The following is a 25,363-nucleotide window of genomic DNA, read 5'->3' on the forward strand; positions in this document are numbered from 1 at the left end:
GTAAACACGGGACAGGCATCACCCCTGACCTTGTCAGGACGGAGAAAGCCTATTACATAATCCGGGTTCAAGCTTATAGTTTAGAATGTTTACGAAAAAATCCCCCTTTAAACCAAAGGGGGATTTTGACTTATCTGCTTTCTTGAAAAAGTTTACACCTTAAAACTGAAGTTTGTCCATCTATTAAGGTACAAGCAATTAAATATTCATCCCCCCCATCTTTAAGCTTGTACCGTTTTTTTATAAGATCAGGTTTTATTGGATAATTACGTGTCAATACATTCACCTTCCCATTCGGAAAACGCGTTTTAAGGATTTTCTTATCCAACTTCAATTCCTCCAAAACTTCAAAAACTCTACCATTGACCTGCTCGGGTAATTCATTTGCAGTATATAGATGAGTATGAGGATGCAGTTTGCTTAATCCAAAACGAACAGCAAAGCTTTTAAAAGCTCCGGCTTTCAAAATGCAAGAATAGGGCAACACCAGGAATTTTTTTGGCAAAGAATAATTGACAGAGGCAGTCATTTCTTCCTCCATGGTAAAGGAAAACTGTTGTTCCTTATTGTTCCCTAATTCAGTGGCTATCACTTTGGCTTTTTCATTTGTGCCATTGTAGAGAAACAACAATTCTTTAACCTCATTTTTTACAGCCATTACATGCACTTCATTCACTTCTGGCAAGTCCGTAAGCGCTGCTTGAATGTCAAGCATAGGCGAGGCTTTTATCAAAATCACCTTGGCTTTTTGACGAAACAAGTTCCAATTCTGGGTTACATCTGGTTCAAGGTCCTTAAGCTGATACATCTTTTGATTCCCGGTACCTCTCCTAGCAGGGTCAGCATAAAGCACATCGTACTTTGCCTGGGCCTCCTCAATAAAATGAACGGATTCCCCATGCAACACATTAAGTTTAATGCCCTGCTCCTTTAATAGCCTGGAAAGATTGTGTTGCGCAAGATCCACTAGTTCTTGCTGTCTTTCGAGATAGGTAATTTCTTTAAAATTCCTGCCTATAAAAAAAGTGTCTACAGCAAAGCCTCCCGTAAGGTCAACAAAAGTTTTGCCTGACACCAATTTGGCTTTGTATACCGCTGTTAGCTCAGAGGAACACTGTTCCATAGACAAGCTAGGTGGAAAAATTAGGGAAGGGTAACTGGCCCAAAAAGGGAGTTTTTTGGCCGCCTTTTGTCGCATAGCGATTTGTTGGGCAGCTACTTTTAAGTCTATTCCAGGCACAGACTTATGGCTTAAAAGCAAATGTGCAGGATCTTCCGTAAGATGATCCTGCACAAACTGCATCAATTGTTGATGATATATATTTTCAAGGTTCACTTAAACCATGCTGTGTTCCAATAAATACTCGGCTATCTGCACCGCATTTGTAGCTGCCCCTTTTCTTAGGTTATCAGCTACAATCCACATATTCAAGGTATTGGCTTGGGTCTCATCTCTTCTCAACCTTCCAACAAATACCTCATCCTTTTTATGCGCATTCAAAGGCATAGGATAGATATTGTTTGCCGGATCATCTTCTACGATTACCCCTGAAGTGTTGGCCAAGAGCTCCTTAACTTCAGCAAGATCAAAATCATTGTTGAATTCCACATTTACTGCTTCAGAGTGACCTCCCATGACAGGGATTCTTACGGCTGTAGCAGTAACTTGGATGGAATCATCACCAAAAATCTTTTTGGTTTCATTGATCATCTTCATTTCCTCTTTGGTATATCCATTTTCCTGGAACACATCAATATGAGGCAATACATTCAAATCAATTTTATAAGGATAAACCATCTTCGCGGTTTCACCTTTTCTCTCAGCCATCATTTGATCCACTGCATCTTTACCTGTACCTGTTACGGACTGATAAGTAGAAACTACAATTCTTTTGATGCCATATTTTTCATGCAAGGGTGCCAATGCCAATACCATCTGAATGGTAGAACAATTAGGATTGGCGATGATACGGTCATCAATTCTAAGGCTTTTACCATTAATTTCTGGTACCACCAATTTTTTTGAAGGATCCATTCTCCAAGCAGAAGAATTATCAATCACTATTGTACCCACTTCAGCAAACTGAGGTGCCCATTCCTGAGAAGTACCTCCACCGGCGGAGAAAATTGCCACATCAGGCTTTTCTGCAACTGCCTGTTTAAGGCCAATTACCGTATATTCCTTACCCTTATAAGCTATCTTTTTTCCTGCAGAACGCTCAGAGGCAACCAACAATAATTCATCGAAAGGGAAATTGTGCTCTCCAAGCACTTCCAGGATTTCTGAGCCTACCAGTCCGGTGGCTCCAACTACGGCTAACTTCATTTTGATTATAATTTTGACCGATTAAACTTTCCCGGTTCTGTCCCGGGAAAAAATTCTTTATGTAAGTACCTAATTAGTACAGTTTTAGTTATATTAATGTTATGAAAACCATCGCTTTAATTTGGACTTTCATGGCATTCCCCTTATTTGGTTTCACAATTTTACCAACAAGCGAAATTTTAACCAAACAAGACTTTGAAGCCGAATTTACCCTTGCCTCCTACCCTGATGAATTTTTACCCGGATGGTCAGCAAACTTGATCCGTCCAGGAAATTCCAGAGTCTTTCAGGCTGCAGGCGATGGAGTAAATCAATCCAAAGCACTGGGTATCCAAACTACCGGTAGTTTCAATGCGCAAATTTACATAAAAACATTGACTGTTGGGTTACAACGCCCTACAATTTCCTTTTGGGCCAAGACTAAAAACAACGGATCAGGCAACAGACCGGTTACTTTGACCCTCACTTTTTCTACAGATCAGGGAAATTCTTTTAGCACTCCCCTGCAAATTGGTACAGAAACCAGCTTTCCAAATGAAGACAGGGCCTATCAGCTTTACAGCCTTCCCTTGCCTGATTCGCTCAGCAACAGGCAAGCAATAATGCTTAAGTTAGAGGTCATATATGGAGAAGGGGCTGGTAGTGCCGCAAGGTTATTTTTGGATGACTTTAGCTTATCGGAATCAGAAGAACAAATTGACTCTTTAAGGGCAAAGCTTCTGAACACGGAAAAAGACAGTTCCATTTTATTGGAATTCAACCAACCTGTATCCCTGATTTCAAAAATTACAAGGCTGGACAATACTTATGGTCAACCTACAGAAGTCTCCCAGGTAAAAGACAATCAGGTACTCCTAAAATTTGACGATTACCTCTATAACAACACTTACCAACTTGTTTTTGAGCAAATAAAAGGCTTGGTTTCAGACAAAATATACACAGACTGGACTTATACTTTTGACCTTGATCAACCAACGCCAAAAGGAGCGATTGTTATCAATGAGATCATGCCGGATCCCAACCCGAAAGGATTGGAACCTCCCAATCCTGTCTTGCCCAATGCGGAATTCATTGAGCTTTTTAACCGAACAGACAAACCTATCAGGTTAAATAAATTCACTTATAACGAAGCCATAATTCCACAGCTAAGCCTCGGCCCACAGGCTTACCTGATCCTTTGTTCAAACACAAATCAGGAATTGTTTGAGCCTTTTGGTCAGGTTGCTGGCATGGAGGCATTCAAGACACTGGTTAATAGCGGGGGAGAGATCATCTTGAAAGATGGCTTTGGAAACCTGATAAATAGTCTGCAATATGATCGCTCACTTTATGTGGACAAGGAAAAAGAAAACGGCGGTTGGTCCATTGAACAGGTCAACCCATTTCTCAACTGTAGCGATCCTTACAATTGGAAAGCTTCTCAGGCCATAGAAGGGGGAACTCCTGGAAAGATAAACGATAGGTTTAGCGAAGCCCCAGACCAAAGGGTTTTTGAAGTGCTGGAAATCCGGCCTATCGCAACCAACCGGATTCAGCTCACTTTTTCTAAAGCACTGCCACAAAAACTCTCACCCCTAGTAACTTTCTCACTCAATGGACAGGAATTGGAACTGCTGGAACTCACTCCTTATACCCTGCTTCTTTCAATTCCAGCCCCATTGATCTCTGGAGAAGGCTACCAATTGAACATCGCTAATCTACAAGATTGCAATGCTATGCCAATGCAAGAAAGCACACTTACCTTTACCTATGATGGCAGCCCTCCGAAAGTAATAAATCTTTGGGGGATAGATGAAAAAACCTTGGTTTTGGTTTTTGATGAGGCCATTGATCCAGTTGAAGCCCTGAAGTCAGCTAACTATCAGTTTGTGCAAAGCGAGGAAATAAGTTTCCAAGCCAGTGTTAGGGAAGAAGCGCCAGAGGAAGTTCAGCTTGACCTTTCAGAAGCGCTGATCATAGGTAAAACTTATCAATTGAGCCTTACAAATATTGCTGATCTATCAGGAAACCAAATCCTTTCAGATACCATTTCCTTTGATTGGGAAGATGTATTGGATACGGTCATGGTTCATTCTCCCAATTCGGTGAAGGTGATTTTTTCAGAAACCCTAAATCTGGAGACGGTCACAAACCCGGAAAGTTATCAGGCTGGATCAGCCCTTTCACATCCTGTCAAAGTCCTGCTAGATCAAGAAGAAAAAAACAGCTTTATTCTGGTCTTTGATGTGGAAATTCCGGAAAATGAAATCCAACATTTGCTTGTACGCGGTATAAAAGACAGAGAAGGTAAAGACAGAATCACCTTAAAAAAAGCCTATATACGGGATACTAGACCAATCACATTGGATCAACTGGAAATCCCTTCCGACCAAAGCCTCCTGTTGACTTTCAACAAAGCACTGGATCCAAAATGGGCTTTGTTACCTCAGGTTTACAGGATAGAAGACAAGAATGAACATCCCAATAACCTAGAAATGCCCAATAAACATCAAGTTTTACTGCAGTTCCCTTTTAAATGGATTACCGGTGCGGAGTACCAATTGACCATCGATGGCCTTGAAGACGGCTATGGAGAAAAGATGGCCAAGCCGATAGAACGAACCTTTATCTGGGATACGCTTGCCCCGGCAATTGACACGGCCTTTGTGATCAACCCTTATGCTTTGGAAATCATTTGGAGCAAAAGCATTGATCCGCCGGATTCATTGTTGATCAACAATCAATTGTATACCCAATTTGAGCTTACGGAGGCTGGAAAAAAAATAACGGTCAACCACGAGGCAGGCTGGCCTGTAACAACATTAGAAATAAAACTTCCTCTCGTTACCAGCAAAAGTGGAGAGGCTGCGGAAAACCTTATATTCACCATCGACAACAGTCTACTGTTAGTAGCAGAGGCCATGATTTGGGATGAGAAATCCATCCTAATTACTTTCACGAAATTCTATGATGCAGCTACGGTTTTATTCCGGGAGCAATATAAAATCGATGGGGAGTTCCCAAAGGAGCTTAGCCAGGAAAACACCTATCAGGTCAAACTACATTTGTCCGAAAACTTAACATTGGGAAAAACCATTTCCCTTGAAATAGCTCCCATTCAAGATGAGCCAGATCTGTCGGGAAATTTATTCCAAGAGGAATTGCGCTACGAAGATGGAGTGACGGATATTTGGCTGGAAAACGAGCAACTACTCATAATCAACCATGAAGCAGGGCTTCAAAAAAACCAGCCCTGGCTCAATGCTTTTCACTTCATAGAGGAAGGATACCAATTGGAACCGTTTTTAAGTCAGACCTATGCCAATCAAATTCAGGTGCTGATTTCTCCTCCACTTCCCACTGGCCTTCAATTGACCTTGAAAATCCCTCCACGAATATTAAACAGCAATCGAATTTTGCCTGGAAGTTTAAGGGAGATATCCTGGAACCCGCTCCCTCCTAAATTATTGGATGTAGTGGTGCTACCAGACAAGCAACTGGCCTTGTATTTTGACAAAAAACTGGATCCTATTCTGGCCATAGTCCCTCAATTCTACAGCATAGGCAATAAAGCTCCGCAATCCGTACATTTGGAAGAAAACGGAAAAGAAGTGATTTTGGAATTCGAAAATACCTGGTCAGACAGTACTACACTTTCCTTAGAAATCCATCAACTCGAAGACCTGGACGGGAATGAAATCGATCCAATTATTTTTGACTTTGTCTACCAACAAGTAGCGATTCCCGGTTTTAAAGATTTGCTGATCAATGAGGTCATGCCCGCCCCTAGGGATGGTAGTATATTGCCTGCTTCTGAATTCATAGAACTATTCAATTCCACCGACAGCACATTTAATCTTGGAGGCATGAAACTGGCCAACTCAAGAAACCAAAGCACGCTTCCCCGGGAAGATATAAAGCCAGGAGAATATATTATCCTTTGCCCATCCTCTTCAGTAGCCGCTTTTACCAACTACGGTAAAGTGATTGGCTTAAGTCCCTGGCCTACCTTACTGAACGGAGGAGACGAGATTTCACTTCTGAATCACAAAGACGAGCTTGTGGACAAGATGAATTATGGACCTGAAATCCCACTAGCCAGTGAGATTCTAACCAATGGTTATAGTTTGGAATTGGTCAATCCTTGGGCCACTTGTGAGGGGCTAGGCAATTATGCACCCTCAAGGAGTGAGACCAAAGGTACCCCGGGAAGCACCAATTCCGTTTTTGACAACAGCCCGGATCGCATTGCTCCCCAACTGATCAAAGCTTTTGTCAGAGACAAATACCAAATCGTATTGCAATTTTCTAAACCTTCTGCTGAAAATACTGGAGAGGTAGCCGATTTTGAAATTGTCCCATCCATCAAAATCCAAAGTGCTGTAAAAGATCCCAATGATCCTTTTCAGTGGATCCTAAGTCTTGAGGATTCTTTAAAAGTAAATCAATCCTATGAAATTACGGTTGAAAATTGGAGGGGTTGCTCGGGAAATGCTTTGGACAAGGAAAGCAATACAGCCTTTATAAAAATACCGGGTTTACCCGCTGATGGAGACATCGTTTTGAATGAAATCCTTTTCAATCCCCCAGGTGGAGCGCCCAAGTTTGTGGAGATTTACAACAATTCAAGTAAGCTGATCAACCTTAAAAACTGGAAATTGGCCAATGTCACAGAAGGAGCAATAGACAACAGGAAAATAATAGCAACAGAAGACCTTATCCTCGACCCCTTTTCCTACCTGGCACTTACTACAGATCGACAAAGCCTGATCACCTACTTTCCAAAGGCGGTAAATCGTCCAGTTTTGGAAATGAGTCTACCTAGTTATCCCATCCGCTCAGGAACAGTAGTTTTATTGGACCCGGAAGAAAAATGGCCAGAAAGGTTCGATTATGATGAAAACTATCACCATGGATTTCTGAGGGATGCAAAAGGAATTTCTTTGGAAAGGTATGCGTTGGACAAATCTGCAAATGACCCTAACAACTGGCATTCTGCCGCGGGTACTGAAAATTTTGCTACTCCCGGTTATAGAAACTCTCAGGTATTTGATGGCAAAACGGCAGGGGTTGGATTGACGATCTCACCGGAAATATTTGTTCCCGATGCAGCAGGAGAGCAACCCTTTACGACCATTTCCTACAAAATGGACCAGCCCAATTATCAGGCAACACTAAGAATTTTCACTCCTACTGGCATACAAGTAAGGCTCCTATGTCAAAATGAACGCTGGGCGGCCAATGGATTTTATACCTGGGATGGTACAAATGAAAAGGGAGAAAAGGTAGGCGCGGGCTATTATGTGATTTCCGCAGAACTCTTTCATCCCAATGGTCATGTGCAGCACATCAAAAAAACCGTGGTGGTAGGGGCTAAATTTTAAAAATTGAATGCCATCGGTTATAATTTTTTGTACTTTGGATTGATTTTCCAGAATTGAATGGAAAATTTAATAAGAACAGTTTTATAATGAACCCAAACCGATCAATTCCCTTTCTGCTCCTTTTTTTGGTAGCCAGTTTTTGGAGCTGTGCACCTTCTGATGAAAAGAAACCCGAATACGTCCTTCGCTTTGGACATTTGGCCAACAACCAGCACGGCTGGCACCTGGCCAGTTTGAAATTTGCAGAGGAAGTAAAAAAGCGTTCCAATGGCAGAATAGAAGTAAAGGTCTACCCCAACGAACAACTGGGCAAGGAGATGGACGTTTTGACGGGGCTTTTGGTGGGAAGTGCGGACATTATGATTACCGGGGAATCCTTACAGAGTTGGAGTCTGCCAAAGGCCATCCTTTGCGCTACCCCCTTTGCCATCCGGGATTCTGATCACTTAAAAAAAGTCGCCGGTGGCCCATTAGGAAAGGAAATCGAACAGCATATTTTGGATGGGGCCGGATTCAGACCCATCGCCTGGTTTGAAAGAGGCGCCAGAAACCTTACCTCCAACCGAATTATTCGGCATCCCGACGATCTTCAGGGAATGATTTTGCGGGTACCTCCTGTATCCCTTTATGTGGATACCTGGAGCGCGCTGGGAGCCAAACCTACCCCTATGGCATTTTCAGAAGTTTTTACCGCCTTGCAACAATCCACCATCCACGGTCAGGAAAATCCTTTTGCCTTGATCAAAGATGCTGGACTGTATGAGGTGCAAAAATATTGCATGCTGACCTCCCATGTGAAAAGCTGGGCCTATGTGGTCATGAGTGGTAAAAAATACGATAATCTTCCCAAAGACCTGCAAAAAGTAATCGATGAATCCGCTGAAATAATGCAGGAATACGAACATGAGTTGTTTTTAGTCCAGGAAAAGAAAGACTACGATTTCCTTGTAGAAAAAGGAATGGAGTTCATCGAAGTGGACAATGAAGCTTTTCAAACTGCTGCAAAAGAGGCCGTTTTGCAATCCTTTGATGCAGAGCAAACAGATCTTTTAAACAGAATCCTGCAAGTGAAATGACAAAATCTCCCTTCCCTACCCTTGATAAAGTACTGGGTTTTCTAGTTAACCTGAGTTTTATATTAATGATTGCAGTGGTTTTGTTGCAGATCATTGCCAGGTATGCCTTGCCCTGGTCCCCCAACTGGACAGAGGAATTGGCCCGTTTCTGCTTCATTTACCTTGTCAGTATGGGAGCAGCCCTTGCGGTAAAAGACAACGGATATGTAAGTGTAAATTTTTTACTGGACCGTCTTTCGCCCAAATACAAGTCCCTTTTGGAGAACATTATTTTGGTCTGCATTATTGGCTTGATGTTTACCCAATTTGTAGTAAGCCTGCCATTAATGGAGATCGTAAGCATACAAAGATCCCCTTCCATGAACCTTAACATGGCCTTTATGTATGGTGCGATGGCCATAATGGGACTATCCGTAGCCTTTTACAGTACCTTGAAATTAATTGAAAAAAATAGATGACTGCACTTTTATTCATTGTCTTTTTGGTTCTCTTGGCCATAGGCTTTCCGATCGCCTTTGCCTTAGGCATTTCTGCATTTACCTATTTGCTGTTCAGTGATATCCCCCTAATGGTGATCCCGCAAAAAATGTATGCGGGCATTGATGTATTTGTATTGCTGTCCATTCCCGGGTTTATTTTGGCGGGAAACCTCATGAATGCCAGTGGCATCACCAGCAGGATTATCAATTTTTGCAATGCCTTATTGGGACATATTCGGGGAGGGCTGGGATTGGCCAATGTGGGTGCATCCATGTTATTTGGAGGCATATCCGGTACGGCCATTGCCGATACCGCCAGTATTGGTTCCGTAATGATCCCCGCCATGAAAAAAGAAGGCTATGATGTTCCTTTTGCCTGTGCCGTTACTGCTTCATCCTCCACCATAGGTCCGGTTATTCCTCCGAGTTTGCCCATGATTATTGCTGCCACACTTACCGGGCTTTCCGTTGGGAAGCTATTTGTGGCTGGAATTGTTCCTGGTTTGCTATTGGGGGTAGGTTTTATGCTGATTACTTACCTTATCTCCGTAAAAAGAAAGTACCCCAAAAGAGAACGGAAATCACTTGGCTTTATCTTCAAAAGCTTTTTTCAGGCCTTTTGGGCCATTATGATGACGGTGCTTATCCTTTTTGGCATCATCGGTGGGGTATTTACCCCAACAGAAGCATCCATTGTAGCGGTGATTTATGCCATCGCCATCGGTCTTTGGGTTTACAAAGAGTTAAAAATAAAAATGATCCCTGCCATATTGCTTCAGTCGGCAAAAACTACAGCCGCTTTGATGGTACTGGTAGGCTTTGCCAATCTTTTTGCCTGGATCATGACCGTGGAAGAGTTGCCACAGTTGATAGCCAATAGCTTGCTGGAGTTGACTAACAACAAGATCATGTTACTCTTATTGATCAATCTTCTCTTGCTGTTTGTCGGTGCCTTTATGGAAACCATTGCCGCCTTGCTTATACTGTTCCCCGTTTTATTAGGAGTAGCAGTAAATGTGGGAGTAGATCCTGTGCAGTTTGCTATAATCATGGTTTTTAATCTGGTAATAGGCCTGACCACACCTCCGGTAGGCGTTTGTTTGTTTGTGGCTTCCAGTATAGGTGGCATATCCCTTGAAAAAATAGCGGTAGCAGGCTTGCCCTATCTGATGGTGAGTATTTTTGTACTCCTATTGATCACCTATATCCCTGAAATAAGCCTATGGTTACCTGGCTTGTTTTACGATTAAGTCTCGAACAGTTTTTTACTTCCAATCAAGGAGGTTTGCGGAAATGAGAACTTATTGCTGAATTGATGACATTGAAACCGGCTGACTTAATTTAAAGCCAGTAACGCACTCGTCAATTTGGAAAATAGCAAAATCCCCCTTCTAAGGGGGAAAAAGGGGGATTTCTAACGCAAACATGCTGAAATATCAGGTTGATATAATGGGACATTCAAATTGGGGTGTTGCATAATAAATCCCTCCCTCCCCTGTCGGGACAGGTCCTCCTCCCTTACCAAGAGAAATTTGTGGCAAAATAAATTTGAAGCTTTTTTGGTGACATTAAAACGCCTGGCCAAATAAATTTCATCTATCGGTAAAAATCGAAATCGATATAACTGACTGCTAAATATTATTATAACGGAGAACCCCGGCAGGGGTGACATTTTTGTAGACACGGGTGATAACCCGTGGATAGCTAATTGAATACCAATTGATTTTGGCGGTATTGTTGCTTTTTTTTCGCAACAATGCTGACAAAATCACAACCAATATTAGCTACCTAAAACCGCATCCCCCATCTCTATCCATGATTAATCTTTATGGCAAATAAGTTCGCTGTCCCTGATAAATAAATTTCACGCTTGAAAACCCTTATTCTCAAAATGATATCCCTAATCTACTGTTTGATTTGTCTTCAATAGATAAAAACATTAAAAAAATTCTAATATTAATAATTCCTTTGGCTAAATTAAAGCATTGAAAAATAAGCTGCGATTGCAAAGCACAAATACATAGTTAATGCAAAGCCAAAACTTATGCTTCTTAGCCTTGCTTCAAAGCATTCATTTTATACCACAAACCACACAGCCAAAACCATGAAAAAAATTATCACAGGAGCCAAGACATTTATTTTTTCCTTATCAATGATGGCACTTTTCACTTTCTGTGGATCTCCACAAAACCAAGAAAAAATGGCTGAGCAAACACAAGATACTTACTATACCATGGAAGATTTTGGGAAGGTAAAGAAGTTTGATACCCATGTACACTTTCGCAGCCAATTCGACACCCTTTTCATAAAGCAGGCAGCCAAAGATAACTTCGGTATGTTGACCGTAAGTGTATATACCTCACCGAACAGGACACCAGAAGAGCAGGAAAATTTCGCTTTAAAAATGGTCCGCGATTATCCTGATATCGTTTCCTATGCCACAACATTTTCTCTGGATGGATTCAATGATAAAGATTGGGAAAGCAAGACCCTGGCCTATTTGGAAAAATCCATTGCCCATGGGGCCATTGCGGTAAAAGTTTGGAAAAACATAGGCATGGAATTGAAAAATGAAAGTGGTGAATTGGTCACCATCAATGACAAGAAGTTTGAGCCCATCTTTAAGCTCTTAAAGGAGAAAGACATCACCTTATTGGGTCATCTTGGCGAACCCAAAAACACTTGGTTGCCATTGGAAGAAATGACCGTACAGGGAGACAAGGATTATTTTAGTGAAAACCCCAAGTACCATATGTACAATTTCCCGGACTTCCCTTCCTACGAGGACCAGGTTGGAGCACGAGATGAGATGTTGGCCAATAACCCTGACTTGAGATTCGTTGGGGCGCATTTGGGAAGTTTGGAATACGATGTCAAGGAACTGGCAAAAAGGCTGGACCAATTCCCCAATATGGCGGTGGACATGGCCGAGAGAATCTCCCACTTGCAATACCAGGCCATCAGCAATTGGCAAGAGGTACATGACTTCTTTATCAAATACCAAGACAGACTAATTTATGGAACGGATTTGAGAACTGGAGCATCAGATATACAGGCCAAAGGATTGACCGAATCGGATGAGATTGCGGCCCATGCCCACGAGGTTTGGTTGAGGCATTGGCAATTTTTCACTGGGGACGATGAAATGAATGTGCCAAAAGTCGATGGTACCTTCAAAGGGCTGAAGCTGCCTAAAGCAGTTGTAGATAAGATTTACAGGTACAATGCTGAAAAATGGTACCCCGGACTCCTCCGTTAGTTTTTAAACACGAATTCGATAACATTGGAAAGACGTATGGTAGAAAAGCAAATCTGAAGAACTTAGCTTTTTCTTAGTTACCGCACTCACCATATTCCTCAAGAAGAAGAAAAAAAAGCATAAAAATTACAATTTAAGTTATTGAAAGAAAGGATGGTTTTCGTTATCGAAGCACTGCAGGACAACATGATATATAAGGCATTTTACGGCCTTCAAAGATTATGGTTTTTGGTGCAGGATGTAGGGCGTAAAAAAAATGCGTTAGCTCCAACAAGGAGATCCACTCATTTTTAGCCTGGAATTCTGCACCAAAAATCAAATGATGGCAACCTAAATGGACTTTATTCCTTACATAATGTCCATCATTTGAAATAAGATTTGACAGCCTTGATTTTTTTGGTTCGTTTTTTCATCAAGGAAAAAATGAACAGAGAAAACAAGTTTCAATGGCTTGAGTGCTATAATGATTTTAATTATACGGTTAACTATTAATATAGAAAAATACAAATATTAAAGAGTTAGAGGTAATACTACAATAGGGTTTCCGGACTCCCTAAAAAAGTGGAGTAATCATAGGGAAATCTAGCCAATGCCTGTTTCTGGTTAAAACCTTAAAAAATAAAAACACTATGAATTATCTGGACCGAAGAAATTTCCTCAAACTATCCACCTTAGCCCTCGGAGGCATGTCCGCAGGTTTGCTATCCAACCCTTCCATGGCAAGGGGCTTCAAAAAAAACCTAAGGCTCGGCTTTGTCGGTATAGGAGGGCGAGGCTCTTACCATCTTGACACCGCACTAGGTATTAATGGGGTAGAAATCCCCGCCATTTGTGACATTGATCCCGAAAACCTTTACCGGGCCAAGCGATGGATTGAGGAATCCGGTCAAGCGAGCCCAAAGCTTTATGACAAAGGGCCGACAGATTTTATCAGGATGTGTGAAGAAGAAGAGTTGGATGCAGTAATCTGTGCGACCCCTTGGGATACCCATGCACCCGTTTGTCTGGCGGCCATGAAAAATGGGAAACATGCAGCCTGCGAAGTCCCTCTTGCCCAAACACTGGAAGAAGCTTGGGAATTGGTAGAAACTTTTGAAAAAACGGGGAAGTGGGCCAGCATTGTATTGGGCGGTTTTGGAGACTTGACCATGCTGAACATGGTGCGAAAAGGACTTTTAGGAGACATTCTCCATGCTGAAAGTGGTTATATCCATGACCTGAGAATGGTAAAATTCAATCCAGAAGAAGAACCCTGGAGATTACAACCCGCCATAGACAAGAACGGCAACCTCTACCCTGACCACCCCATGAGAAACATGATGCCTTTATTGGACATCAACCATGGAGACCGATTTGATTACCTGGTTTCCATGAGTACCAAATCGGGCATGCTCAATGAATACGCCAAAGCCCAATACGGAGAAAAGCACCCTTATGCCACTAAAAAAATGGCTCTGGGAGATTATAACGCTTCACTTATCCGTACTGTAAAAGGAAAAATGATCACCCTCAACCATGATACCCATACCCCGCACCCCAGAGAAAGTTTCCGACTTCAGGGCACCAAAGGGATTTATTTAAAGGAAAGGGAAAACCAGCGCATTTATATTGAAGGAAGAAGTCCCGAAGCACATCAGTGGGAACCTGCAGCACCTTATTTAGAAGAATACGCGCATGATATCATGAAAAACTATGCGCCTCCGGAAAGAAAGGGAGGCGCCATTCGCGGACATGGTAGTGGTGGCATAACCCAAACCCCCATCAACTGGCACCGACTGATCCTTGCCCTACAAGAAAACAAACAGCCGGACTGGGATGTATACGATTCAGTAACCAGCGCCGCCATTATCCCCCTTACTGGCACTTCAGTAGCCGACAAAAGCAGGCCAGTAGATTTCCCTGATTTCACCCGAGGAAAATGGGAAACCAGGGCAAAGCTTTATTCTTAATTAAAGAGGGGTTCAGAAAGAATAAACCTAAATTTTTAAATTCATGACATCTGAATGGTCTAGCTGGTGTCAAGCTAGCTATTTATGCGGAATAGCAAGGGATTTAATAGGGACATAATCGCTCTGCTTAAATAGATAGGTAGGGTTGATTTTTGGTAGGTTTAAGGTGATTTGGGGTAATCGGTGATTAATTTCCCGCCATAAATTCTTAATTTGACAATAAAATTTCGGAAGGATCTTGGTATATCGTAAATACAACACTAGGCCCTGGCCTGATAAATGAATATTTACGCTTGGTATATAATACAATGGCGAAAAGCAAAGGAATAACAATCACAAATTACTTAGCAACTGGAGACCCTGAAGGTGTCATCTTCGCATACATGTCCAATTGGACTGGTCAAGCCATTAAGATACCAAGAAATCTCTTTGCTGAAAATAAAGACATTAACGAACTAAAAAGACCTGGAATTTACTTCCTTCTTGGTCACAACACAACCAATCCTGATGACAGAATGGTTTACATTGGGGAAGAAAATAACCTTTCAGAAAGAATAATCCAACACCTACGAGATACAGAAAAGGCATTTGCAGAAACAATAATTTGTTTTAGTTCAAAGGACGAAAATTTGACTGTTTCGCATACTAAATACCTCGAATTAAAAACTATAAGACATATTTCCTCATCAAGTGAATTTCGATTAACAAATAGGAAAGATGGAAATTCGATAAATTTACCGAAGATGGTACAAGATGAAATGGATGATTACTTTGATAATATAAAGGTCATTTTACCAACTCTTGGATATTCGGTCCTTCATCAAACTAAGTCTACATCAAAGAAATCTGAGGTTTTTCATTTAGAAGTAAGTGGGTATAAGGCAGTAGGAATTTTAACTTCTAATGGAATTGAAATTCAAAAAGGAGTGAAATGAAAATTGACGAAACACCCTCATTGTCTGGAAGTTACTCTAAACTTAGAAAAACCCTTCAAGAAAAAGGTGTAGTTGAAATAAAATTTGGAAAACTAGTATTCATTGAGAATTATGAGTTTACAAGTTCTTCAACTGCAGCAGCAATTATTTTAGGATATTCAGTAAACGGGAGAGTTTCATGGAAAGATAAATATGGTAAAACACTCAAAGAAATTGAAGATGAGAAAATAGGCACTGTATAAAAGAGGTGGCTTGAGGTAAATTCCTTCATTGAACTCTTCAACAAAAATGACAAAATCTTTACCGAAATAGTAATTCCTTCTAATCCAGCAGTAATTGTCCTATTTCTATTTGATTCCTTGTACTAAATCTTTATTTTAGTATTTAAATATATAGTAGAAGAAAATTAAAACCATTCCGAACCAAGGCTAAATTTATACCGTCTAACTTTAATAGAGAATCAAAATGAAGACAACAATTCTTATTGCCATCTCATTTCTTATATTTTCATGTAGTTCTTATGACAAAGAATTAATGTTAGATGGTGAATATTCTATCGCTGATTTTACAATGACCCCTGAGTTTGCAAAAGATTCAATTGCACGAAAAAATATATTGCCTATTATTACTAGTCCCAATGCCACATTTATTTTTTCAAAGGACCATTCATTTGTAAAAATAGGTCCCAAGTTTGGTATGGAATTCTTTGGAGATTCAATTTATCAATATGAGATGGAGAATAAATTTATTGCCTTAACAAATAACGATAAAACCATAAACATCCCATATAAAAACGATAATGGAATAATAAGGCTATTTATTGAAAGAAAAGGAATTGAGCGATTTTCAATTATTCCAGCTAAGAATTAGTATTCATTTGGTAGATAGATTAAACCAAAAATTTTCTTCCACCACAAAAGTTTTTAAAAATGATGGAGGATTATGAAAATTCCTTCTGGAGAAGTATCAAGATTTGAACCTTGGATACGAATGATCTTTTCGTCGAACTTAGTAGTGGATTTTTCTGATTTTGAAGGTGGACTCTCAATACTATTTACAACATAACTGACAAAATACTGACTCACATCAGCAATAAAACTTCCCTACCTCTCCAATAAAAAAGACAACAAATCCTTAAGGTCGCTATCGGTAAGGCCCTTTTCTAATCCTTCGGGCATCAATGAATTTTTGATCAAGCCATAATCGGCTATGTCCTCCTTAGAAAAGGTAACAAAGCCCTTTGCTAAGTTCTATAAATCTTTACTGCCTTCAAAAGGAAAGGACTCCTATTACAGTATCCTGCCACATCGTCACACTCAACTAAAAAAACAAGCCATTATGTCATTAATCAAATGTATAAATATGACGTATTGTCTTGTTTATCAATGCTTTGACCAATTTTCCCAATTGGCATTTACTTTGATTAATAGGTATAAAAAGAAGTTAAAAAATTAAAACATTTATAGCCATGACACTTATAAAAACAAACGGAAGTAAACCACAGGTTCCTGATTTTAACAATTGGTTGGATCAGTTATTTGATGTACCCTCCTCTTTTGTTTTAGGAAATCCTGAGAAACGATTCATTGGTAACAGCCCAGCAGTAAACATTAAGGAAAACGACAATGAATTCCTTTTAGAAGTAGCTGCTCCTGGATTGAAGAAAGAAGATTTTAACATCTCTTTTGAAAAAGATCACTTGATCATTTCTGCAAGTAAAAAGTCCGAAACAGAGGAAAAAGATGAGACCCATAAGGTAAAACGAACTGAGTTTCATTACGAAAGCTTCGAACGGTCTTTCTTACTTGAGGAAGACAGGGTAGATGTGGATAAAATCAACGCTCAATACCAGGACGGTATCCTTAAATTGGTCATTCCTAAAAAAGAAGAAGACAAAAGAGTGAAGCAAATCACTGTATCTTAATCGGGAAAAAGTCCTGAAGTAAATTATAGAAAGTTCCTTGGTTAGCCAAGGAACTTTTTTTGGTTTTATATCCAATAGACTCCATAGGTTTGGAATTCATCGGGAAATACCTGGAATCCCAAAACTCGTTTTATTCCAGCCATAGGTATTCGGTCAAATCGAATTGTATAACCGATAGGTGTTGATTTCATTAAATTACAAACTAAGTTCAGTTATTGAGGGGGCTTGACAAAGGATTACCAATTCCATAGTGTTTGCTTAGCTCCAGCCGAAAAGTTGTGCTGCATTACCACCGAGTATTGCTGTCTGCTCCTGTGAGGAGAGGTGCGAGAGGTGCCCCAACAAGTCCTGACGGTAGCGGCGGTAGGAGTCTGGTGTCGCATCTGTATTGAAGCCCCCGCCATAGATCATCCGTTCTGCGCCCCAGGCACTGGTCAATTGGCGGATGATTGGCCTGATATCCTGGTGAGGATAGCGCTCTGCTGTGGGGATCGAGGCTAACTTCATTACTGTGTTAGGATAGTCAGCCCAGCGCAATACCCTGGCATATTCCTCTCGTGATCCTTGAAACGGACGCCCAAGATGATCGATGATCACGGTGGTGTCAGAGAATTCCTGAATGTAACGCTCGAAGCCCGGAGCATAGCGGGGTTCGAAATGCAACTGCACAGCAACGCCGGCATCAGCAACACTACGCCACCATTTACGGAGTTCCGGTTTCCCAAACGGAGGTAACCGATCGGGAGCGTAAGCATGAACCCGGGACGCAATAATACTCCCTTCACGGTCCTTCAAAAATGATGGCATCGCAGCCAGCGATTCAGGCTGGTCAGCGAAAAACAAGCAGGTACCCTTCAGTCGGCCCCCACCAACTTCTAAACAATGGTCAAGGTAGCGATGGTCGTCCTGGTACGGTTCCGGATGGACTACGATTGCGTACTTGATCTCTGCTCCGTCCATGCAGCTCAGCAGGTGTTCTACGGTGGCAGCGGAATCAGGTCGATAGGGTCCGTTGGGATGATAAGGAAATTTATTGTTGTCGGGGCCAGCAAAACAGTGCAGATGGGTATCGACAACCGGCAGGTCGCTGTGGGCCTTCTCCGCCCTCGACCTCGAAGTAAGGGCAAGGCTAGCAAGTGATCCACCTAAGATCCCTAGGCAGTCACGTCGGTTAATGCAATTCCCCTCGTGGCCTTTTTCCGGATGGTTCTCTTGCCTGCCGAAATAAATGGCTGTTGGATGGTCATTTGTATTAAAGGATTTCAGTATCAAGGCTATATGGGTTTGTTTAAACTACCTTCAAAAGATACTACAGTCTTCCTAAAAACCAAAATGAATAACTGAATGGACTGGTAAATTATTTCTTGAAAAGAGTTGGCTGATTATAGGTATAGTAAATCGTTTCTACAGACCAATGAAGAATAATCAATACGTATCAGTATAAAACCCTAGGTCCGGACAATGATTATTAATTTCCCCCAGCAATCAGAGTAACAGGCTTTTTCTAATGCCTCTTGTTGTGACCAAAATACTTTCAAAATATTATTATCCCGCGTCTCTGATTTAACTTCTAAGTAAAATTTGGTAAATCCCTCCTATAAGGTGTAAAAGGATTTTACTAAATTATAAATTGAAATGGTAGTTTTTGACACGTTTTAAAATAAGCTTACAGATTATGAATTAAATATTATATAGGTTTACAGTTTCGAAAACGTCCCCCATCCCCTTAAAGGGGATAGGCTCCATTTTTTTCCAGCTCTGGTTAATAATGTCTTCAATTTTACCAAAGGTCTTCTCCGTAAGACCACCCTTCGCGAACAGGTTCTTTAATGTATGCATCTAACTCTGGACGGCCAATGGCTTTCATGTTTTTTTCGTCGTATTTAATCGTTCCGCCAAAACGTTGGGCAAGTACACCTATAAGTCCCATTTCTGTTAAGTCTGCACCATAATCAAAGTTTGAGCCCGGCAAGGTGTCGTTTTTAATGGCAGCCACCCATTCTTGTACTGGTTTTTCTTCGGCTACTCTCGGAATCGTTTCTGCTGGTTTATTCTTTTGGAAATCTGCCCATTCTTCTTCAGGAACAAGTAATCGAGGATTGTTTGGACGCCCTCCATGGTAAAGTGTCTTCTTAGAACCAATCATAATCATCCCATTGTCCGGCATTTCTTTGAGCCCATACTCTTCCTTTAATTCGGGTGTGCCCATGCCTTCAATCCATTTCATAGTAACAGGTGGTTTATTACCACGAGCTCCAAATTGCCATGTTATCGTTGATTCCCGGGCAATCATACTGTGGTCTGGAACTTCAGGGTTTGGAACCACGGCATCTACTGTATGTGGCATTCCAAGATCCAATGCCCAAAAAGGAGCGTCTAAAGTATGACAACACCAATCAGCCATTGCTCCGCTACCGAAATCGTAAAAAGCTCTCCATGATTTGGGTGCATATTCATTATTAAAAGGACGATCAGCTGCAGGACCCTTCCATAAATCCCAATCTAAACCCTCAGGTACTTCATGTTCTGGAAATGGAAACCCTTCGGGCTTGGAGAAATATCCGTCCGGATTAAATGTTGTTGGCCCACCCCATCTAATTACTTCTTTTACATCTCCAAGAATACCTGCATCAAACCATTCTTTTACTAATCTAATTCCATGGGTTGTATGTCCTTGATTTGCCATTTGCGATACGATACCATAATGTTTTGCTGCTTTTTTCATGGTGCGGCATTGCCAAATATTATGCACTAGTGGTTTTTCAACCAATACATGTTTTCCAAGTTGCATGGCAGCCATTGCCGCTGGGAAATGGGTGTGGTCAGGTGTAGCAATCATAACGGCATCAATTTCGTTGGCCATTTCGTCGAACATCACCCTGAAATCTTTGTACTTTTTAGCATTAGGTACAGTTTTGTATGCTTGCTCAGTCATTCTGTCGTCAACATCACACATGGCCACAATATCCTCTACGGCAACCTGGCTCCAACTGGCACGGCCTCTGGCTCCTACACCAATCATTGCAAAACGCAATTTTGTACTTGGTGGACGTTCAATAAAATTAGGGATGAATAATGCTCCTAAACCGGCTGTTGAAGCTGATTTTAGAAATGTTCTTCTTGTCGATTTCATTACATTCTTTTGATTTAGGTATAACTTGGCTATCTAATTTAAAAACCCAAATTGATTTTTTTTTAAGCCGGTTTAAGCACTGGCAAAAAGACAAAGGGTATCTAATTGGAGCCAATTTGGTTTATCTCCAGTCAAAATACTTTATTTTTTTGTCTTTTGGGCATAAAACACCTCTGATTTGTATATTTTGAGCTAATAGATTGTACAACCACCGTATACCCATAGGTTAATCCTCCGATCTGGTCTAAGTTTAGCGAAGCGTAACTTAGACCTAAAATGAGGAAAGTTTTCAACTTTCGGTATTGAAGAGAAGCGCTTTTTAGGTTGACTTCGGCTCCGCTCAGTCACCTATACCATAGTCGAAGAAAACAATTGAAGAGGGATAGGATTCATTATAAGTTGTAGATAAATTTCCGCCATATAGATTTTCGGCGTTAAGAAATTTAAGTAGGAATTGGCAAAGCCACAAACATTGTTTGACGAAGTTTTTGGAGTCTGAACCCTATAAACAACAAGTACTAAATAAAAAAAACTAACGCAATTTCATTGATGTGGGAAAACTAGATGCTGCACCACGATATTTCTAATCAATTCTTATTTTCGTTTTGTCCATCTGCCGGGATCAAGTGAAGTATGAAATACACCCACAATAATCACAATCTTCTTAAAATCATCAACGGTATAATGAATCATAAAAGGAAATATATCCAATACAGCAGTTTGAACGGTATCGTATCGAATGGATGAAATTTTAGGGTTTTGTCTTATAAGCATAACCTTGTTTCGTACTGCCTGGATAAAGCGATTACCCAAACCTTTTTCTTTAGAATTGTACCAAGATGCCGCCTCTGAAATATCTTTTTTTGCAAATGGTAAAATTTCTGAATTGTACATTTACAGGTCTTTTTCAATACTGTCCATAGCTGAATCAAAATCCAGTGCTTGTTCAGCATTATTCTTGAAGTCATCAAGACGTTTCTTCACTTCTTCCTTTTGCCAATCCGGAATGTCAATCTTTTCCTGATCTATTCCCTTGTATTTAGCCTTGAGTTCGTTCCATTCGGAGATGGGAATATATACACCCGTGGTTTTGCCCGTACTATCTGAAATATATTGAAGCTTCATAATCACATTAATTAATTTGAGCGTTCGCCACTTGTAAAACAGCATCGAATTTGTTCAACTTTTTCTTTTTTGATCTCCTATTTTACCTTAAATAAGGATAAAACAGTACTTTTAAGATTATCAAAAAAAACTGCCTATCTTAATGATAACACTAAAATCCATTTGATTTTCGCTCTTTCCAAGCGGTCTTTTTTCACAACTATCGATTGAATACCCTTAAAATTAAGGGTTTTTCTTTATTTTAATAATTGAGTATCAACCAATCAACGGAAAAATTTGATTTATAGTTTACCAGTTCTTTTTCTACTTTGATGTCAATACTTGGTAAAACTAATATCTATTCGGGTTCAATGGATAATTACATGGCCCTGAAAGCTGATCACAGTAGAAACACATAAGTTGTGAATTATTAAAACTGAATACTTTAATAAATTAAGTCCATAAATTTACAGAAGGAAAAATATTGAATCAGAGCTATTTCGAGTTAAACATTCAATGGATGGTTTAAACAGCTTTTATTTTTTATACATAAACTGACTGTAAAACGTCCATTTCTTCTCCCCAGATCCACTACCACTATGTTTCTCAGGGCAGGCGCTGAGTTGAATTGCTTCAGGACAGGCCCTGAATAAGACAGGTTAAACATGATGAAAAGAAACGAACCAAAGAAAAATCTAGCCATAAGAAATCTTCTATAACAAGGCCCTCGCACCCTCGTAGTTTTGGCCCAGCCACCGCGCTCTTAGTTAGGAAATTCCATTAAATTTCCACATCTGGTCTAGGATTAGCGAAGCGTACTTTAGACATTATAAGTGATAGATAATTTTCCCCCTTGTAGATTTCGGCATAAAGAAATTTAAGCTAGGATTGGCAAGGGCACAGGCTAATTTGATCAAGATTTATCAATGGGCTTCAAAAAAAGACAAACGTAATTGTGAAAGGCTAAAATTCAAGAGGTACCAGTGAGCGTCGCCATAAATTTTAGCCAATAAATACTTAGCGGCGCAAATTTTCTTGGAGTCTCGGGACAGCTGAGTTACTTTTTAAACCACTGATCCAACTCAGGGCAAAAAATAACAATGGTCTTAGAAATCGCATTTGGATTAATCATACATAGGGTCCCAAAACCTAATTTAAAGACGTCAAAACTGAAAATCTATCACTGAAAACCCCAATTCATCTGCTACATTAACATTGCTCCAGAGTTTGCCCTCTTTAAAAAACCCACTATGAGGCACATTTGTAAGTCCTTCCAACCTTGTCTCTCCAACAAGTTCCAGCTCTTTTGAAAAAGCCATCAAGAATATTTCCATTTTGCTTTCTTTATATTCGGTCCTGTGTGAAAGCACTCTACTAGCAAATCGAAAATACAATTGGGAAGCCTCGTCCCAAATAAAATTCCAGTGACTGATTTGAGTTGCTATTTTTTTGACTTCTACTTCAAATTCTTCATTACTATGAACACGGTTTTTTATTTCTCCCTTTTTTTCCAATGGCACAATTTTGAGAGGAAATTCCCGATAGGAAATGCTATCCAAGGAGGGATCATATCTATAAATGCCGTTCCCCACAGTACATGAAATAATGACTTCGTCATTCAAATGCTGCAAATAAGGAAATTCTATTTTTAAACCACCCCCTTCACCACCTCCGGTCCTGATAGTGAATGCATTGGCTTTATTGAATTCAGGTAAGGCTATAATTCTTTTTCTTTTTCCATAAGAATTAAGGACGGCAAGGTAATACTCCCTAGTTTCATAATTCACCGGAAGTGAATACAATTGATCCATAGTTGAATTAAACACTATTCTGTTAGTTAGAGAGTTTAGGTCAACAGAAAACCCATCAATTATATCCGGCAAATTAAGGTTCCACGACCTTATTTTTTCTCCTGATGCATTGATAATACTCGGTCTCTGAAAACTGGGAAAAAAGAACTGGTCTTCAGATATAGGCTGGAAAATAAATGTGTAGCCAGGACTATTCGGCCCTTCCTTTTCGATGAAAAATGAATCAATAAACGCTAGTGAGTCAAGGTCAATTTGATGTATTTTGAAAGTTTTATTATCCAAAATATAAAAATACCTGGCTTCTGGAGACAGGGTGCTTATATAGGGAATTCCATAAGTTATAAGTTCTTCCCCAGCATCTACCATTATAGTATCCACCGAAATAGTTAACCCCTCTAAAATATTGCTTTTTTCAATAGCTAAGGTCTTCTTCTCAGAAACTGGTTTTTCTTTACAAGAAAAAACCATTAGAAAACTAATTATTAGAAATAACCTACTCATTATTATAAAACTAGATAATTAATACTTAAAAACCTAACCCTTAACTCTAAACAAATTAACTAATTAGTTTTATATCAGTAAGCCAATAAGTCCTCCAATAAGTCAGGATTTACCTCTTTTATATAGGCTTTCATCTGAAGGTCTAGTTCATTCGCTTTACTTGGATCTATCTCATACAAATCCTTTAATTCCCCAAAATCTAAAGCCAGGTTATAAAGCTCCAATTTTCCGGTTTTCCAAAACCTGATAACTTTGTAATCTCCTTGAATAATAGCAGAATGTGGATAGGCCTTGCTGTACCGGTGAAAGATCAGGTAATCCTTTTTTCTGCTAACTTTTCCTTTTCCTCCTGAATGAACAATACCTGCAAAACTTCCACCATCCAGGTTCTCGGGCAAAGGCTGGCTATAACCTGCCAATTCACCAATGGTCGGTAAAATATCCCAACCTCCCACGGATTCGTGACTCATTACCCCTGGTGCTATTCCAGGGCCTTTAACCATAAAAGGTACCCGTATGCCTCCCTCATAAAGGGTCCATTTTCCACCACGTAGGGGAAAATTCCGCATGGGTTTATCGAAAGTTTCAGGATGTAGCATTTTTTGCTTGGATGAAACCGGAGGAAGGAATTCAACCCCTCCATTGTCAGCCATAAAGATGATATAGGTATTTTCCGAAATACCGAGCTGTTCCACCTCCTCCATTATTTCACCCACAGTTCGGTCCATGTCCTCCAACATCCCTGCCCACCCAGGATTATTGTGCTTCACTCCTTTTGCCTTATTCAGGTATTTATCAAGGGTAGTTTGCTTGGTCTGAATGTCAACATGAGGGGCATAATGGCTAATTTGGAGGTAAAAAGGATTGCCTTCCCGGACCTGTCTTTGCATGAAATTAATTGCCCTTCCTGTTATGGTGGTGCTACGCTTAGGGTCATCATTGATGAACAATCCCTCCCACTTATCTTCTTTATTAGCCATTAGATTTCCGTGGGAATTGCGGGTATCACCGTCACTTTCATCATAGCCCAAGTCTTCCGGGAAAATCTCTGCCCTTAAGTCCCACTTGCCAAAATGTGCAGTTTTGTAACGCGGATCTATGGCTTTCAATAAAATGGGAATGGTAATTTTCTGCTCCTTGGAATAGGGCTGGTAATTTTCGGAGAAGGTTTCATCTCCCTGCCTTGCAGGCGTCTGACCAAATAAAATACTCCGTCGGGAAGGAGAGCAAATGGCTGCGGGTGCATAAGCATTGGTAAAACGAATCCCTTCCTTACCCAACCTGTCAATGTTGGGCGTCTCATAATAATCACTTTTTGATTCCCGAATCCGGTCATCCATGCCTAAAGAGGTGCTGCTCCAACCCTGATCATCGGTAAGTATAAAAATAAAATTTGGCGGAGCTAACTTCTCTGGTTTATTGATAAGTTTAAAGCTCCCTGCACCAATCAACGTTATAACGAAGAGCATAAAAATTAAAAGTATTCTTTTCATGTTTTGGGTG

General features: G+C 40.4%; 18 protein-coding genes. 10 read left to right on the top strand and 8 right to left on the bottom strand.

What is annotated here, in order from left to right; all coding sequences use genetic code 11:
• Window positions 1-130: 130 nt before the first annotated feature.
• Window positions 131-1,303 (bottom strand): THUMP-like domain-containing protein, encoded by a 1,173-nt coding sequence (locus AC13EX_RS19985; protein ID WP_482894061.1) that lies wholly within the window; start codon window positions 1,301-1,303, stop codon window positions 131-133.
• Between the two features lie 33 nt (window positions 1,304-1,336).
• Window positions 1,337-2,326 (bottom strand): aspartate-semialdehyde dehydrogenase, encoded by a 990-nt coding sequence (locus tag AC13EX_RS19990; RefSeq protein ID WP_048641643.1) that lies wholly within the window; start codon window positions 2,324-2,326, stop codon window positions 1,337-1,339.
• A 131-nt stretch (window positions 2,327-2,457) separates the two neighbouring features.
• Here AC13EX_RS19990 and AC13EX_RS19995 point away from each other — a divergent pair, with 131 nt between their 5' ends.
• The 10 genes from AC13EX_RS19995 to AC13EX_RS20040 all read left to right on the top strand — a co-directional run bounded on the left by AC13EX_RS19995 (window position 2,458) and on the right by AC13EX_RS20040 (window position 17,311).
• Window positions 2,458-7,689, top strand: a complete 5,232-nt coding sequence (locus AC13EX_RS19995; RefSeq protein WP_482894043.1) for a lamin tail domain-containing protein — start codon at window positions 2,458-2,460, stop codon at window positions 7,687-7,689.
• An 86-nt stretch (window positions 7,690-7,775) separates the two neighbouring features.
• Window positions 7,776-8,765 (top strand): TRAP transporter substrate-binding protein, encoded by a 990-nt coding sequence (locus AC13EX_RS20000; RefSeq protein WP_482894044.1) that lies wholly within the window; start codon window positions 7,776-7,778, stop codon window positions 8,763-8,765.
• Window positions 8,762-9,223 (top strand): TRAP transporter small permease, encoded by a 462-nt coding sequence (locus tag AC13EX_RS20005; protein WP_473340029.1) that lies wholly within the window; start codon window positions 8,762-8,764, stop codon window positions 9,221-9,223. The genes AC13EX_RS20000 and AC13EX_RS20005 overlap by 4 nt, the downstream gene beginning before the upstream one ends.
• Window positions 9,220-10,494 (top strand): TRAP transporter large permease, encoded by a 1,275-nt coding sequence (locus AC13EX_RS20010; RefSeq protein ID WP_048641640.1) that lies wholly within the window; start codon window positions 9,220-9,222, stop codon window positions 10,492-10,494. Before AC13EX_RS20005 ends, AC13EX_RS20010 begins: the two co-directional genes overlap by 4 nt.
• An 854-nt stretch (window positions 10,495-11,348) precedes the next feature.
• Window positions 11,349-12,503, top strand: a complete 1,155-nt coding sequence (locus AC13EX_RS20015) for an amidohydrolase family protein (RefSeq protein WP_482894045.1) — start codon at window positions 11,349-11,351, stop codon at window positions 12,501-12,503.
• A 629-nt stretch (window positions 12,504-13,132) separates the two neighbouring features.
• Window positions 13,133-14,452, top strand: a complete 1,320-nt coding sequence (locus AC13EX_RS20020) for a Gfo/Idh/MocA family protein (protein ID WP_482894046.1) — start codon at window positions 13,133-13,135, stop codon at window positions 14,450-14,452.
• A 308-nt stretch (window positions 14,453-14,760) separates the two neighbouring features.
• Window positions 14,761-15,387 (top strand): GIY-YIG nuclease family protein, encoded by a 627-nt coding sequence (locus AC13EX_RS20025; RefSeq protein ID WP_482894047.1) that lies wholly within the window; start codon window positions 14,761-14,763, stop codon window positions 15,385-15,387.
• Window positions 15,384-15,629, top strand: coding sequence for a DUF4357 domain-containing protein (locus AC13EX_RS20030; RefSeq protein WP_482894048.1), 246 nt, complete (start codon window positions 15,384-15,386; stop codon window positions 15,627-15,629). Before AC13EX_RS20025 ends, AC13EX_RS20030 begins: the two co-directional genes overlap by 4 nt.
• Window positions 15,630-15,852: 223 nt before the next feature.
• Window positions 15,853-16,257: a hypothetical protein gene (locus AC13EX_RS20035; RefSeq protein WP_482894049.1), complete on the top strand. Its 405-nt coding sequence runs from the start codon at window positions 15,853-15,855 to the stop codon at window positions 16,255-16,257.
• Between the two features lie 598 nt (window positions 16,258-16,855).
• On the top strand, window positions 16,856-17,311 hold the full coding sequence (locus tag AC13EX_RS20040; protein WP_482894050.1) for an Hsp20/alpha crystallin family protein: 456 nt from the start codon (window positions 16,856-16,858) through the stop codon (window positions 17,309-17,311).
• A gap of 258 nt (window positions 17,312-17,569) precedes the next feature.
• Here AC13EX_RS20040 and AC13EX_RS20045 read toward each other — a convergent pair whose 3' ends face one another.
• The 6 genes from AC13EX_RS20045 to AC13EX_RS20070 all read right to left on the bottom strand — a co-directional run bounded on the left by AC13EX_RS20045 (window position 17,570) and on the right by AC13EX_RS20070 (window position 25,353).
• Entirely contained in the window at window positions 17,570-18,583 is a 1,014-nt protein-coding gene (locus AC13EX_RS20045) for an amidohydrolase family protein (RefSeq protein WP_482894051.1), read from the bottom strand.
• A 508-nt stretch (window positions 18,584-19,091) separates the two neighbouring features.
• Entirely contained in the window at window positions 19,092-20,444 is a 1,353-nt protein-coding gene (locus tag AC13EX_RS20050; protein WP_482894052.1) for a Gfo/Idh/MocA family protein, read from the bottom strand.
• Window positions 20,445-21,038: 594 nt separating this feature from the next.
• The gene (locus tag AC13EX_RS20055) at window positions 21,039-21,338 is read right to left on the bottom strand and encodes a type II toxin-antitoxin system RelE/ParE family toxin (protein ID WP_048641634.1); all 300 of its coding nucleotides are present in this window, start codon (window positions 21,336-21,338) and stop codon (window positions 21,039-21,041) included.
• On the bottom strand, window positions 21,339-21,569 hold the full coding sequence (locus tag AC13EX_RS20060; protein ID WP_048641633.1) for an addiction module protein: 231 nt from the start codon (window positions 21,567-21,569) through the stop codon (window positions 21,339-21,341). It abuts the gene before it with no gap.
• A gap of 1,142 nt (window positions 21,570-22,711) precedes the next feature.
• Window positions 22,712-23,860 (bottom strand): DUF4221 family protein, encoded by a 1,149-nt coding sequence (locus tag AC13EX_RS20065; protein WP_482894053.1) that lies wholly within the window; start codon window positions 23,858-23,860, stop codon window positions 22,712-22,714.
• 74 nt (window positions 23,861-23,934) lie between these two features.
• A complete protein-coding gene (locus tag AC13EX_RS20070; RefSeq protein ID WP_482894054.1) occupies window positions 23,935-25,353 on the bottom strand; it encodes a sulfatase in 1,419 nt (472 codons plus the stop codon).
• Window positions 25,354-25,363 lie beyond the last annotated feature (10 nt).

Source organism: Cyclobacterium sp. L-R (assembly GCF_056859355.1).